This is a genomic window from Alphaproteobacteria bacterium, assembly GCA_016699735.1.
Taxonomy (GTDB): Bacteria; Pseudomonadota; Alphaproteobacteria; order Micavibrionales; family Micavibrionaceae; genus JAGNKE01.
Genome location: CP065008.1, coordinates 2179215 through 2191743, shown reverse-complemented (window position 1 = coordinate 2191743; position 12529 = coordinate 2179215). Strand labels below are relative to the sequence as shown.

Here is a 12529-nt window from a genome sequence, read left to right as displayed (position 1 = left end):
ATGCGGACGCTTCTGCCCGACGCGCCGTTGCTGGTGGCTACGCATAATAGCGGGAAGGCGCGGGAGATTCTGGAACTGCTTGGGCCTTATGTTCAGGGCGTCAAGACTTCTGCCGAACTTGGGCTGAGCGAACCCGAGGAAACGGGGGCGACGTTCGAGGAAAATGCCCTCATTAAGGCGCGGGAGGCGGCGCGGCAGAGCGGAATGGTGGCTCTGGCCGACGACAGCGGCCTTTCCGTTTCCGCCCTCGGTGGGGCGCCGGGAATTTATTCGGCGCGGTGGGCCGGACCAACAAAAGACTTCTCCCTTGCCATGGAACGCGTTCAACGGGAACTCGGCGAGTCCCCGGATCGTTCGGCTTGCTTTGTCTGTGTGCTGGCGCTGGCCTGGCCGGACGGGACTTCGCGCACCTTTGAGGGGCGGGTGGACGGGACCATCATCTGGCCACCGCGGGGCGAAAAAGGGTTCGGTTATGACCCGATTTTTGTTCCCCAGGGGTATTCGCAGACCTTTGCCGAGATGGATCCGGAGCAGAAGCACCGGATCAGTCATCGGGCGCGGGCGTTTGAGAAGCTGGTCGGAAGCATGGGCTGAACTCTCTATGGGCCACAGCTCAGACTATTTAATAAGTTATATTGTCATATGGGCGATATATTTGACTGTCTATGGCCTTTAAGCCTATACAATGGAATATGAGGCGAACCAGAATTTACCTGCCTTGAGGATAGGGGAAGGTTGCTGTGGACATAAACTGGTGGAAAAAAGCGAAGGCATTATTTGGAGTCTTTACATTTTATCTGGTGTATGGGCATGCGACGGTGTGCTTTGCTGGAAATGCCAATTTCAGCACGATCGCTCGCAACATTACGACGTCTATTTCACTTCTTCCCGGCTTGCTTACGGCTATCAGCTATCTTATGGGACTGGTCCTAGGCGTTTTGGGTGTCCTCAAGATTAAGGACCATGTCGAAAACCCACTGCAGACCCCGCTTCACCATGGGGCGATCAGGCTTCTGGTCGGAGGGGCTTTGTTTTCACTCTCGATTATTTTCGAGGCTATGCATAATACCATGGGTGTTGCCGGGGTTGCGGTTCAGGCCGCGCCTATGAACTCAGCTTCTTTTAACGTGTCGTAGATCTCTCCACGGCCTTTTCATATGAACAGCAATCAATCCCTGGCCGTCTACATCCACTGGCCGTTTTGTGCGTCGAAGTGCCCTTACTGCGATTTCAATTCGCATGTGCGTGAGGGGATCGACGATGAAGACTGGGCCGGCGCTTATGAGCGGGCAATTTCGTATTATAGCGGGCTGATTCCGGGCCGTGAGGTGGTGTCCATCTTTTTCGGGGGCGGTACGCCCTCATTGATGAAACCAAAAACCGTGGAGCGGATTGTTTCGGGTATCAAGAGGAGTTGGCGTTGCGCCGATGATCTTGAGGTCACTCTTGAAGCCAACCCGACTTCCGTAGAGATTCAGAAGTTTAAGGATTTCCGGTCGGCGGGGGTCAATAGAGTTTCTCTGGGCATTCAGGCTCTGGATGATGAGTCGCTCAAGTTTCTGGGGCGGGAGCATAATGCGGCGGAAGCCTTGCAGGCGATCGAGATTGCCCAGTCGTGTTTCGAGCGGATGAGTTTTGACCTTATCTATGCGCGGCCGGGGCAGACGCCAGATTCATGGGCGCGGGAGCTTGAGCGCGGATTGAGTCTGGCGCGGGGGCATTTGTCGCTTTATCAGTTGACCATTGAACGGAACACCCCGTTTTTCATGCGGCACAGAAGGGGGGAATTTTCTGTGCCCGACGAGGTTGAAGGTGCGGAGCTTTATCTGCTGACTCAGGAGATGATGCGGCGGGCGGGGGTTCCGGCCTATGAGGTGTCCAATCATGCCGCGCCGGGGCAGGAATGTCGGCATAATTTGGTCTATTGGACCTATCAGGATTATATCGGGATCGGGCCGGGGGCGCATGGACGGTTCGTGCTCAACGGGCAGAAGGTTGCGTCCCGCGATCATGCCGCGCCGGAGGTCTGGTTACAGCGTGTGGGTGAGGCCGGATACGGATCGCATCCTTTCGAGGACATTTCTTCCGAGGCGCAGAGGGAAGAGGCGCTGATGGTCGGGTTCCGTTTGAATCAGGGGATCGGCTTTCATGATTTTCAAAGCCGATTCTTGGTGCATCCGCTTGAATTGATCCATCCGGGGAATTTGGCACTTTCGGTCGAGGAGGGGTGGGTCCGGCTTTCGGATAAGCGCATCGTTCTTACGGTGGAGGGGATGCTGCGGCTCAACAGCCTTATCGGGTTTTTGCTCAGTCCTCAAAGGCCCGATAAAGAAACAGCGGGAAAATCTTCTTCTCCCGCTGTCTAATTCCTTAATTTAAGCTTGCCTTAGTAGGGCAGAGGCTGGCCCTCATCGCCCGCTGCCGGAGTCTGGTTGTCAGGAGACTGGGCCGGAGGTGCAGCAGGCTGTTCCATTCCGGGAGGAGGCATACCGGGGCCACCCATCGGGGCGCCGCCCATTCCTCCCATCGGGATGTCCTTGCCGTTGATGGTGGCCTTGCCGTCCGCGCCGACCTGAATGTCAAAAGCGTAGCTGGATTTTCCGTCCGCGCCCGTTCCGGCCTGACCCATATCCTTCATGGATTGGAGAGTCATGGCGATGTCATTGAACTCGTAGGCGTTCGGGAAGTTCGGGTTGTTGGCATTCGCCTGAACCTTCGTCAGCAACTCGTCGAGGCCGTCGAACTGGCCCTTGAAGCTGGAGATGAACTGCATCGCCGCCGAAGCATCCGCCTTTACGGTTCCGTCCAGAGCAGCCTTGTATTCAGGGCCGCGGACGAAGTTGTCCTTCACGGTGATTTCGGTTCCGGCATTTGTCAGCATCATGGGAAGCTGCATAAGGAGGCCCATGCCGGCCATCGCGCCCATTTCGGGGTTCGCGCTGATTGCCTTCACCGAGTTCATGCCGTTGGTCCAGAGCGACTGCATCGGGATTTTGTTGGCGGTAAAGCCCAGATTGACCGCGTTGGGGATGATGCCCTCGTATCCGGGCGGGATGGGGTCCACCGCGACATCGTTATAACCAAAGTTGAAGCTGACCGTCCCGCTTTCGGATTTGATCTGATCCAGACCGAAGCCGAGGAAAGCGCCAGCGATTTTCAGGCCTTTGAGGTCTTCGCCGGGTTTGAAGTCATCCTGTGGCGGGTTGGCGGCGATGTCCAGATTTTCAAGACTGTAGCGGACATCCATACCCTCGAAGTCGCTGAAGCCGAGGACGCTGTTGACGATTTCCTCGATCTGGGCGCCGCTGGGCGGTGCGGAGGGATTGTCGATCATGGTTTTCAGTTTCTGGCCGTAAGCGATCATTTTGGCTTTGTATTCGCCGGAGGGCAGCGCCTTGTATTTTTTTAGTCCCGCGTCGACCTGCAACGCGCCAAGCTTAATGCTGGCGTGTTCTTCAGGGATGTCGAAAGCTAGTCCTGAAGCTCGTATGGTCGTGGGGCCGGTCAGGTAGCCGCCTTCATCCTCAAGATTCGATTTCATCGAGAGTTCGGGAATGGCGAAATCATGAGTCTGTCCTGCGGACACAACGTTGAATTTCAGATCCTTGTAGAGAGCGTCCATCTTCGTGAAGTAGCCGTAGCTTTCGTTGAAGAGGCCCGCCGTGTTCTGCTGGCCGATATTGATATTGATGGCCATTTCGTCGGCGATTTTCATCGATAGGGTGGCGGGCAGGGCGACGGTCATTTTCCAGTTGCCGGGCTTTTCATCGGGGATGGCATTGATCGCGGTCTGGCCGAGGTCAAGGACGAATCCGTTGGCCCCAGGTGCGGGCGGAGGGGTTTGCTGCGCCTGAGCGGGGTCTTGCGGGGCCGGCGGAGGCACCTGCGCGGCGAGGCTTTCATCGAGTTTGATTTCCACCTTCGGCAGGGTGACGGCGTAATATTCGCCCTTCGGCTCTACGGCGACTTCGCCCGTGTAGATGACGTCTACGGTTCCGAAGGCTTCGTTGATTTCCTTCTGGTCGTTCAGCAGGTTCGTGAAGACCTTTTTCAGATGATCTGCGCCTGCGGCGTCGATTTGTACGGCCTGAGCCTTGAACGGAACGAATGTTATGATAATAGCGGAAGCGAGAAGATATCTTTTCATCGAGGAAATCCCTGATAGAGTATGCCTAAATTAACCAGTCCGGCACGAATTTATACAAAAAGCCTTGCCGTGTCCAAGGATAAACTGCATTAATACTGCCCAAATCTAGGATTCTCTGCTGATGCTTAACTCCAAACCGAGCCAGTTCTCTCTTTCTGCGGACGGAACGATCCTCTGGCAATCGAAACCGGAAAATCCCCTGCCGGGGGAGCCTGTCGCCAAGCTGGTCAAGGGCGATCATGCCCTGCGGCCTGCGGTCGAGATTTTAGCGAACGAGAAAACGGCGGGGGTTGATGCGGGCGAACTTCTGACCAGTTTACAGCATTGGCTGAATACGCATATCGCCAGCGTTCTGGAGCCACTCGTGGTTCTGGGGGCGCAGGTGTCGGCGAACGATTCCGATCCCGTACAGGCTATCAGTAAGGCTCTTTTCGATTCGCTGGGGGTTGTGCCCCGGGAGGAACTCGAAGAGAGTATCGGCAAGCTCGATGCGGAGCAGCGCGGCGTGTTGCGGTCTAAGAAGATCAGGCTTGGGCCTTTGCTGGTTTTTATGCCCCTTCTGAATAAGCCCGCCGCCGTGCGGCTGCGCGGGCTGTTGTGGTCGCTTTACCGGGAGCGGCCTTTGCCCGCGCCGGTTCCGGCGGACGGGATCGTATCCAGAGATATTGACGAGGCCAGCGCGGACCGTGATTTCTTCCGCTCGATCGGGTATCCGGTCTATGGCGGGCGGATCGTGCGTATCGATATGCTGGATCGCGTGATTAATGCGATCTACGATCATGCGACAAAGGGGAAATTCAGCGCCCGTCATGAGATGGCCGAGTGGCTGGGCTGTTCGATCGAGGGGCTTTATAAAATTCTCGAAGCGATGGGCCACATGAAAATTTATGATCCCGCCGAGGATCCCGAGAAGATTGCGGCTAAAGCTGCCGCCGCTGCTGAGGCGGAGGTGGCCAAAGCCGAAGCGTCGCCCGTATCTGAGGTCAGTGTTGCCGCTCCGGCCGAAACTGATGCGTCCGCTCCTGCGACGACTGAAATTAAGGCCGAGAAGGTGGCGGAGGTCAAACCCGAGCTTGCTGTGTTCCGTTTGAAGAAGGGCAAGGCGTTTGAAGGCGGGAGACCTGCTCACGGGCATCTGCGACGCAAGAATTTTGTAAAAGGTTCCGAGGCGGCGGGGCCGGAGCCGGAGTCAGGCGGAGAGGAATTTAAAAAACCCGGCGGGGGGAAAAAGTTTTCTGGTGACAAAAAGGATAAATGGCGGGATGATTCCGGACCGGATCATTTTTCCAGGGACAAGCGTGCCAAGAAGAAGAGATTTAAGGACAGGGATGGCCATAAGGATCACGTACATGATGGCAAGGATCGCCCCGCCCGTATTATTGCGTTCGAAGCCAAACGGAAGGAAGAGGATTCGCCCTTTGCCATCCTCCAGAAGCTTAAAACCAAGGCTGATGAATAAGTCCCGGCCTGATATTTTCCGGTTGCGCTGTTTATTCCTGTGCCTGTTTTTTGCGGTTATGTGCTTTTTTTCCAGTCATGCTTATGCCGCGCGATTTTCCGGCGAATATTTTCTCAAAGTCTGTGCCCTCGACAAGCAGGGCGAGGAGTTGGTTCCGGGCGGGAAGATTGCCTGTCAGGCTTATATCTCTGCCGTGATCGACTATCATAATTTTATGAGAACCTTAGATTCTGCAGGGCCGAAGAGTTTCTGCCTTCCTGAAAGCGTATCTCTTAACGAGATTCATCTTGTCGTCTTGCTTTATTTTGCAGAGCATAAAAAGCTGCACCGCAACTTCATCGCCGCGCCGGGGGTGGAAATGGCGTTGATAGATGCTTATCCTTGCCAGCGTAAAAAGAAGAAATAGGGGTGATGCGGCATGTCCACAAAAGCCAAGCATGTCATCCGTCTTGAGCGCGATACGCCGGACCACATTCTGCCCATCGATTTTTACGATATCCTGATCCGGCGGTTCATCCCGATTCTTTCCCTGATCTACGTGGTTTCGATTCTCGGTGTGGCGCTGGATAAGGGCGACTTCTTGCGCTATGCCTTCATGGACAAGGGCGTCTATATCACGGCGCTTTTCGTTCTGGTGTGGTTTTCCATTCCCGCGCTTTTATGGGTCTTCCTGCGCGGCAGCATCATGTTCTGCCATATCGCGGATGGTTGGTATAAGGCGATTTCCATCATGCAGATTGTTCTTATTACGGTGATTGCCGTCCTGTTTCCCGAGACTGACATCTATGGCATGAAAGTGTATTTCATCGAAACGGTTCCGGTTTTTCTTGTCATGTATTTTTTTATGGTCAGGGGTGAGATGCCCGCGCAGATTGCCTACGGCCTAAACATTCTTGGGCTAGGCGCACTTTTTTACGGGTCGCTTATTCATTTTATTTTTGGCACTTGAAGGATTTAGTGCGTCCGAGTCAGGATGAATCCTGCCAGGTCTGACAGTGTGCTCTTGAGATCATGCTCGGGTGTGGTCTCAAGGGATTTTTTGGCAGCCTTGACATAGCGGGCGGCCAAATCTGCACTTTTTTTCAATGCGTCGTGCCGATTCATCAACTCGCGAGCCGCTTCGAAGTCTCCTTCGGCGATAATTTTCTCTCCCACCGTTCTCTGCCAGAAGGCGCGCTCACGGCCATCAGCGTTTTCGAGCGCATAAATCACCGGGGCGGTCATCTTGCCCTCTTTGAAGTCATCGCCGATGTCCTTTCCCAACACTCGGGGATCGGCAACATAGTCGAGCATATCGTCCACGATCTGGAAGGCTATGCCGATGTTCATGCCGTACTCGCGCATGGCCTTTTCATGTACTTCCCCTGCTTCTGCTATCGCGGGGCCGATCCGGCAGGAGGCAGCGAAGAGGGCGGCTGTTTTTGATTGCACCACGTCGAGATAGGCTGGCATCGAGGTTTCGATATTGTTTGCGGTCGAGAGCTGTTTGACCTCGCCCTGGGCAATGATAGCGGCGGCGTCAGAGAGGATGGACAGAACCTCCAGAGAGCCGCATTCGACCATCAACTGGAAGGATTTAGAAAACAGATAGTCGCCGACCAGAACGCTGGCCTTGTTTCCGAAAATCAGATTGGCGGCTTTTTGTCCACGGCGTTCCGCGCTTTCATCGACCACATCGTCATGCAGCAGCGTGGCGGTGTGGATGAATTCGACCGCGGCGGCGAGAGGGTATGTTTTGGTCATCGGGGCGTTATAAATCGCTGCGCCCGCCAGGGTCAGGAGGGGGCGTATGCGTTTGCCACCCGCGGCGATCAGGTAACGCGCAAGTTGGGGGATGAGGGGGACGTCGGATTCCATGCATTTGAGAATCCGCTCATTGACCAGCCGCATATCGGAACCCAGAGCAGCGGAGAGACGCTCCAGCGGACCGGGTTGTTCCTGGCGTTGTTCCCTGTGTGTGCTCAGTTTTGGCATAAGGTCTTTAATCAGTTTTTTGGAAAAGGAGCAAGGGACATAATGGAGGTTTCCCTTATCAAAGGGTTTTATGCCTGGACTGATGTCCCTAATCGTTAGTCTTAATAGTTATTTTTGTTTCTTTTTTTTGTTTATTTTTCGGCATTTTTTCTGCGCTTATTTTTTTTTGTTTTTTGATTTCCGATTTTTCTTCGGTATTCCCTTCCTGTACTTTCCCTGTTTCAGGATCACTACTCTTTTCAGGTTTTTCCTTGTGTTTTTCTATGGCCTCAGGAATGGAGAAGCTTCGGGTCTGCATTTGCGTATTGTTGCTGTTTTTGTAGTTTTGAAGAATTGAGGACATATCTGCTGCCCCCGAATCCTCCTGAGCGGCTAGAGTTTCGTCATCTTCTTCAATATCCTCTTCAGACTGCTCCGTGGGTTGTTCCTCCTCGTCCAGGCCTGATGCCAACCCTTTGTACTTTTTCCATATTTTTTCCTCAGCACTCGGTGTCTTTTTGCCGCTGCTGTCTGAAGGGCTCTCTATATCAATTTGTTTATTTTCAGGCTCATTAATATCGGAAGTTGTTGATTGTCCCTCCTCTTTTTCCCCCCGGTTTTTTTTAATATTTTCTATCATCTGCTGTTTCAAATCTTCGGGTATGGAGTAGCTATGCGTTTGCATAACTTTTTTTTCAGCCGCCTGATCTTGGGCGTATGAGGGATTCGGGCTAATCACTGCCAGAATCGCGGATGCTAATGCCATTTGGATATATTTCTTGCTCATGATCGTAAACTCTAGCAGGTTAGGGTCAGCCTGTTGATTTTGAGCCAAGAATAGAATGAATACTCTGAAACCGCAAGATTCATGCGTTTTTGTCTGCCCTGTGAGGGGGGATAAAGGCCTTGCAGATTTTTGGTGCGTTTTGGAAGATGCCGGACTCTCAATAGAGAAAGACTACTACCAAAGGTGTCTAGAGCGGCAGCTACAAGGAGAAATGGAGGTTTTACTCGCGTTTCTGCGAGAAAATGCCGCTGTCGTCGGGTTCTGCCTGCTCAACTGGCAGCCGAAATATGCGTTTTTTCGGAAGGCGGGACTCCCGGAAATTCAGGATCTTAACGTTTTGCGTGAGTATCGGCGGCGCGGGGTCGGGCGGGCCATGATCGAATATTGCGAGAACATGGCCCGGGAGAAGGGGTTCCGTGAGATGGGCATAGGGGTTGGGCTGGATAGCCGTTTCGGGGCGGCGCAGCGGCTTTATGTCCGCATGGGGTATATCCCGGACGGCAGTGGGGTCAGCTATGACCGGAAACAGGTCGCCTGCGGCGACTTTCGGCCGATTGACGAAAATCTGTGCCTGATGATGACCAAAGCGCTTTTTTAAGGGATTTTTTAGACGAAGAATCGAATTTAAACCTTTATTTTTGCAGGGGAAGTATGGTAAACCCTGTCCGCAATTCCTGACTGTATTATGGAGAGTAATTTATGACCAAGTGGGTTTACAGCTTCGGCAAGGATAAGAACGAGGGTGACCGCTCAATGCGAAACCTGCTGGGCGGCAAGGGCTGCAATCTGGCTGAAATGGCGTCTTTGGGCTTGCCGGTTCCTGCGGGATTCACCATTACCACCGAGGTCTGCACCTATTATTACACCCATGGCCAAAAATACCCCGAAGCCCTGAAAAAACAGGTCGAGGATGCCCTGAAAATCGTCGAACAGTCGGTTGGCATGAGCTTTGGAGATGTCAACAACCCGTTGCTGGTCTCTGTACGCTCGGGAGCGCGGGTGTCCATGCCCGGGATGATGGATACGGTTTTGAACCTCGGCCTGAATGATACCACGGTCGAGGGTCTGGCCAAGAAATCGGGCAACGAGCGGTTTGCGTGGGATTCCTATCGCCGGTTCATCCAGATGTTCAGCAACGTCGTTCTGGACCTTGATCACCATGATTTTGAGGATATCCTCGATACCTACAAGCGGGATAATAACATTTCGCAGGATACCGCGATTACGGCCAAGGGCTGGAAAGAGATCGTCAAACAATACAAGGCGCTGGTCCAGGAAGAACTCGGCAAGCCGTTCCCGTCCGATCCGCATGAGCAGCTGTGGGGTGCGATCGGCGCCGTGTTCCAGTCATGGATGGTGCCGCGGGCGGTGACGTACCGGAAAATTCACGATATTCCCGAGGATTGGGGCACGGCCGTCAACGTGCAGGCCATGGTGTTCGGGAATATGGGCGATGATTGCGCCACGGGGGTTGCGTTTACCCGCGATCCGTCCACGGGCGAGAATTACTTTTACGGTGAATATCTGGTCAACGCGCAGGGCGAGGATGTGGTGGCGGGGATCCGTACGCCGCAATCCCTGACCAAACAGGGGCGCGAGAAGGAAGGCAGCACACTGCCCTCCATGGAAGAGACGATGCCCGACGTGTTCAAACAGCTCTGCGTTCTGCGGGAGAAGCTGGAAAAACATTACCGCGACATTCAGGATATCGAGTTCACCGTGCAGAGCGGGATTCTTTATATGCTGCAGACCCGGACGGGCAAGCGCACGGCTGCGGCGGCTTTGAAAATTGCTGCCGATATGGTCAAGGAAGGGCTGATTACCCAGAATGAGGCTTTGCTGCGTATCGATCCGGAATCCCTTGATCAACTGCTTCATCCCACGCTTGATCCCAAGGCGGAGAAAAAGGTCATTACCCGCGGACTGCCGGCTTCGCCCGGCGCGGCTTCGGGGCGCGTTGTGTTTCTGGCTGACGATGCCGTGCATCAGGCGCATGAGGGCGGGAAGGTCATTCTCTGCCGTCAGGAGACCAGCCCGGAAGATATTCATGGAATGCACGCCGCGCAGGGGATTGTCACGTCCCGTGGAGGCATGACCTCCCACGCCGCGGTTGTCGCTCGCGGGATGGGCAAGCCCTGCGTCGCCGGGGCAGGTGAGCTTTATATCGATGTGCACAGCCGGATCATCCGCAAGGGCGACATCGAAATCCGCGAGGGGGATACGATCACCATCGACGGATCAACCGGGGAGGTGATTCTCGGCGCCGTCAAAACGATCCAACCCGAATTGTCCAATGATTTTAAAGTTGTGATGGATTGGGCGGACGATCAAAGACGCATGGCTGTCCGGGCTAACGCGGAAACGCCTCTGGATGCTCAGACGGCCCGCGATTTCGGGGCGGAGGGGATCGGGTTGTGCCGGACCGAGCATATGTTCTTTGAGGCTGACCGTATCCAGAACGTGCGGGAGATGATTTTTGCTGCGGATGAAGCCAGCCGTCGTGCTGCTCTTGGGAAGCTACTTCCCGCCCAGCGCGGCGATTTCGAGAAGCTTTTTACCATCATGAAGGGGCTACCGATCACCATTCGCCTGCTCGATCCGCCTTTGCACGAGTTCCTGCCGCACGAGGAGGCCGATGTCACCGCTTTCGCCAAGGCTGCGAAGCTTGATCTGGACGATGTCATGAAGCGGCTTTCGGAACTTAAAGAGACAAACCCGATGCTGGGGCACCGCGGGTGCCGTCTGGGCGTGACCTATCCCGAAATCTACGAGATGCAGGCCCGGGCGATTTTTGAAGCGGCCCTTAATGTCTCCAAGGGCGGCGAGAGTGTGATTCCTGAAATCATGATTCCGCTGGTGTCCACGCGCAAGGAACTGGAGTTGATGCGGAAGGTCGTCGATCAGGCGGCAGACGCGGTCTTTGCCGAGAAAAAGGGTAAGGTCAAGTATATCACCGGGACGATGATCGAACTGCCGCGTGCGGCTCTGACGGCGGATCAGATCGCCGAGTGCGCGGACTTCTTCAGCTTTGGAACCAATGATCTGACGCAAACGACGCTCGGCATGAGCCGGGACGATGCTGCGAACTTCCTGCCCGCCTATACCGAGAAGGGGATTTTCGAGCGTGATCCGTTCGTGTCCATCGACATTCAGGGTGTCGGTGCTCTGGTTGAGATTGCCAAGGAACGCGGGCGCAAGACCAATCCTACCCTTAAGCTCGGGATTTGCGGTGAGCATGGCGGCGATCCATCCTCCATCGCGTTCTGCGAGAAGGTCGGGCTTGATTATGTTTCCTGTTCGCCTTACCGTGTCCCTATTGCAAGGCTTGCTGCGGCGCAGGCGGCGATTCGCGAGGGGCAGCAGAAGACCGTCAAGATCGAGAGCAAGGCGGCAGCGAAGGGATAGGTTTAGCCTGATCGTATCATAACCGCAGGCTATTATGGAGGCGCTCGTGCTTAGATTATTTCTATTTCTTGCTGTGTGGTTTTTAGGCAGTGTCTTTTATGGGCCTTCTTATGCTGTTTGGGATTACGATCCTGCCACCAAAACTCAGGGTGAACCTGAGAATAATGGAGATGATTCCCATAAATTGCGGATTGAGTCACTTATGCAGTATTGCGATGGTTTATCCAATGCCGATCAACCAGAAAAAGGGTGTGGGTGTATCGGTAAGGCCTACAAAGACACTGTCATCCAGAAAAAAAACGCATTGGTTCAGAATTATAATTACTGGGTCAAAGATCTTAATCAAGCTATCAGAGGCTTGGAAGGGCACTCTGATCCTCGTCTTTTTGGCGCTGTTGAGGCCTTTTGCGACAGGTGGTATAAAGACGTGGAGGTCGTGAAGCAGGGGTATACGCGTGATAAGGCTGCAATGGTTCCCAAGTTCAAAAATGATGAAGAGCGTGGGGAGTTTTACCGAGAAAACAGGGAATTGAAGGGGATTAGCAGTGGATTGAGCGAAAGGTTTTGCCGAGCAAAGGCAGAGATCGCTGCTTATGATAAGCTTATGAAGGCAGACCCTTTTTCAGAACAGAAAGACGGTGAAGCGTACCAGCAGCTCAAGTATAGCGTTACTTGCAGAGGTAGGACGAAGCACTGAACGGATTTTAGCCTTCTTTTGAGCTTTCGCTTCGATAGTCTGTTTCTAGAAATCAGTTTGTCTATCCTGCACCAACGGTGT

The 12529-nt window shown here is 54.0% G+C and carries 12 protein-coding genes; 9 read left to right on the top strand and 3 right to left on the bottom strand.

What is annotated here, in order from left to right:
• From rdgB to IPN28_10885, 3 genes are all read left to right on the top strand, one after another.
• A complete protein-coding gene (rdgB, locus tag IPN28_10895) occupies window positions 1-594 on the top strand; it encodes an RdgB/HAM1 family non-canonical purine NTP pyrophosphatase (protein QQS56758.1) in 594 nt (197 codons plus the stop codon).
• Window positions 595-818: 224 nt separating this feature from the next.
• Complete coding sequence (locus tag IPN28_10890; protein QQS56757.1) at window positions 819-1136, top strand: hypothetical protein; 318 nt, start codon at window positions 819-821, stop codon at window positions 1134-1136.
• 21 nt (window positions 1137-1157) lie between these two features.
• Window positions 1158-2366 (top strand): coproporphyrinogen III oxidase, encoded by a 1209-nt coding sequence (locus tag IPN28_10885; protein ID QQS56756.1) that lies wholly within the window; start codon window positions 1158-1160, stop codon window positions 2364-2366.
• Between the two features lie 20 nt (window positions 2367-2386).
• Here the strand turns inward: IPN28_10885 and IPN28_10880 are convergent, their stop codons facing one another.
• Window positions 2387-4147, bottom strand: a complete 1761-nt coding sequence (locus tag IPN28_10880; GenBank protein ID QQS56755.1) for a hypothetical protein — start codon at window positions 4145-4147, stop codon at window positions 2387-2389.
• Window positions 4148-4268: 121 nt separating this feature from the next.
• Here IPN28_10880 and IPN28_10875 point away from each other — a divergent pair, with 121 nt between their 5' ends.
• The 3 genes from IPN28_10875 to IPN28_10865 are packed head-to-tail and all read left to right on the top strand — an operon-like array spanning window position 4269 to window position 6555.
• Window positions 4269-5606 carry a hypothetical protein gene (locus tag IPN28_10875; protein QQS56754.1) on the top strand — a complete coding sequence of 446 codons (1338 nt, stop codon included), beginning with the start codon at window positions 4269-4271 and terminating at the stop codon, window positions 5604-5606.
• A gap of 58 nt (window positions 5607-5664) precedes the next feature.
• The gene (locus IPN28_10870) at window positions 5665-6012 is read left to right on the top strand and encodes a hypothetical protein (GenBank protein QQS56753.1); all 348 of its coding nucleotides are present in this window, start codon (window positions 5665-5667) and stop codon (window positions 6010-6012) included.
• 12 nt (window positions 6013-6024) lie between these two features.
• Window positions 6025-6555: a hypothetical protein gene (locus IPN28_10865; GenBank protein ID QQS56752.1), complete on the top strand. Its 531-nt coding sequence runs from the start codon at window positions 6025-6027 to the stop codon at window positions 6553-6555.
• Between the two features lie 5 nt (window positions 6556-6560).
• On the opposite strand, the gene IPN28_10860 is transcribed toward IPN28_10865, so the two are convergent.
• Together IPN28_10860 and IPN28_10855 are read right to left on the bottom strand one after the other, a co-directional pair.
• The gene (locus IPN28_10860) at window positions 6561-7580 is read right to left on the bottom strand and encodes a polyprenyl synthetase family protein (GenBank protein ID QQS56751.1); all 1020 of its coding nucleotides are present in this window, start codon (window positions 7578-7580) and stop codon (window positions 6561-6563) included.
• A gap of 88 nt (window positions 7581-7668) precedes the next feature.
• The gene (locus IPN28_10855; protein QQS56750.1) at window positions 7669-8346 is read right to left on the bottom strand and encodes a hypothetical protein; all 678 of its coding nucleotides are present in this window, start codon (window positions 8344-8346) and stop codon (window positions 7669-7671) included.
• Between the two features lie 211 nt (window positions 8347-8557).
• Here IPN28_10855 and IPN28_10850 point away from each other — a divergent pair, with 211 nt between their 5' ends.
• From IPN28_10850 to IPN28_10840, 3 genes are all read left to right on the top strand, one after another.
• A complete protein-coding gene (locus IPN28_10850) occupies window positions 8558-8944 on the top strand; it encodes a GNAT family N-acetyltransferase (GenBank protein QQS56749.1) in 387 nt (128 codons plus the stop codon).
• A gap of 101 nt (window positions 8945-9045) precedes the next feature.
• Window positions 9046-11751 (top strand): pyruvate, phosphate dikinase, encoded by a 2706-nt coding sequence (locus IPN28_10845; GenBank protein QQS56748.1) that lies wholly within the window; start codon window positions 9046-9048, stop codon window positions 11749-11751.
• 34 nt (window positions 11752-11785) lie between these two features.
• Entirely contained in the window at window positions 11786-12448 is a 663-nt protein-coding gene (locus tag IPN28_10840) for a hypothetical protein (GenBank protein ID QQS56747.1), read from the top strand.
• Window positions 12449-12529 lie beyond the last annotated feature (81 nt).

Bases quoted from the DNA above. Each gene is read 5' to 3' on its own strand.
- rdgB (QQS56758.1), top strand. From the start codon at position 1: ATGCGGACGCTTCTGCCCGACGCGCCGTTGCTGGTGGCTACGCATAAT.
- IPN28_10885 (QQS56756.1), top strand. From the start codon at position 1,158: ATGAACAGCAATCAATCCCTGGCCGTCTACATCCACTGGCCGTTTTGT.
- IPN28_10880 (QQS56755.1), bottom strand. From the start codon at position 4,147: ATGAAAAGATATCTTCTCGCTTCCGCTATTATCATAACATTCGTTCCG.
- IPN28_10875 (QQS56754.1), top strand. From the start codon at position 4,269: ATGCTTAACTCCAAACCGAGCCAGTTCTCTCTTTCTGCGGACGGAACG.
- IPN28_10870 (QQS56753.1), top strand. From the start codon at position 5,665: ATGTGCTTTTTTTCCAGTCATGCTTATGCCGCGCGATTTTCCGGCGAA.
- IPN28_10865 (QQS56752.1), top strand. From the start codon at position 6,025: ATGTCCACAAAAGCCAAGCATGTCATCCGTCTTGAGCGCGATACGCCG.
- IPN28_10860 (QQS56751.1), bottom strand. From the start codon at position 7,580: ATGCCAAAACTGAGCACACACAGGGAACAACGCCAGGAACAACCCGGT.
- IPN28_10855 (QQS56750.1), bottom strand. From the start codon at position 8,346: ATGAGCAAGAAATATATCCAAATGGCATTAGCATCCGCGATTCTGGCA.
- IPN28_10850 (QQS56749.1), top strand. From the start codon at position 8,558: ATGGAGGTTTTACTCGCGTTTCTGCGAGAAAATGCCGCTGTCGTCGGG.
- IPN28_10845 (QQS56748.1), top strand. From the start codon at position 9,046: ATGACCAAGTGGGTTTACAGCTTCGGCAAGGATAAGAACGAGGGTGAC.
- IPN28_10840 (QQS56747.1), top strand. From the start codon at position 11,786: ATGGAGGCGCTCGTGCTTAGATTATTTCTATTTCTTGCTGTGTGGTTT.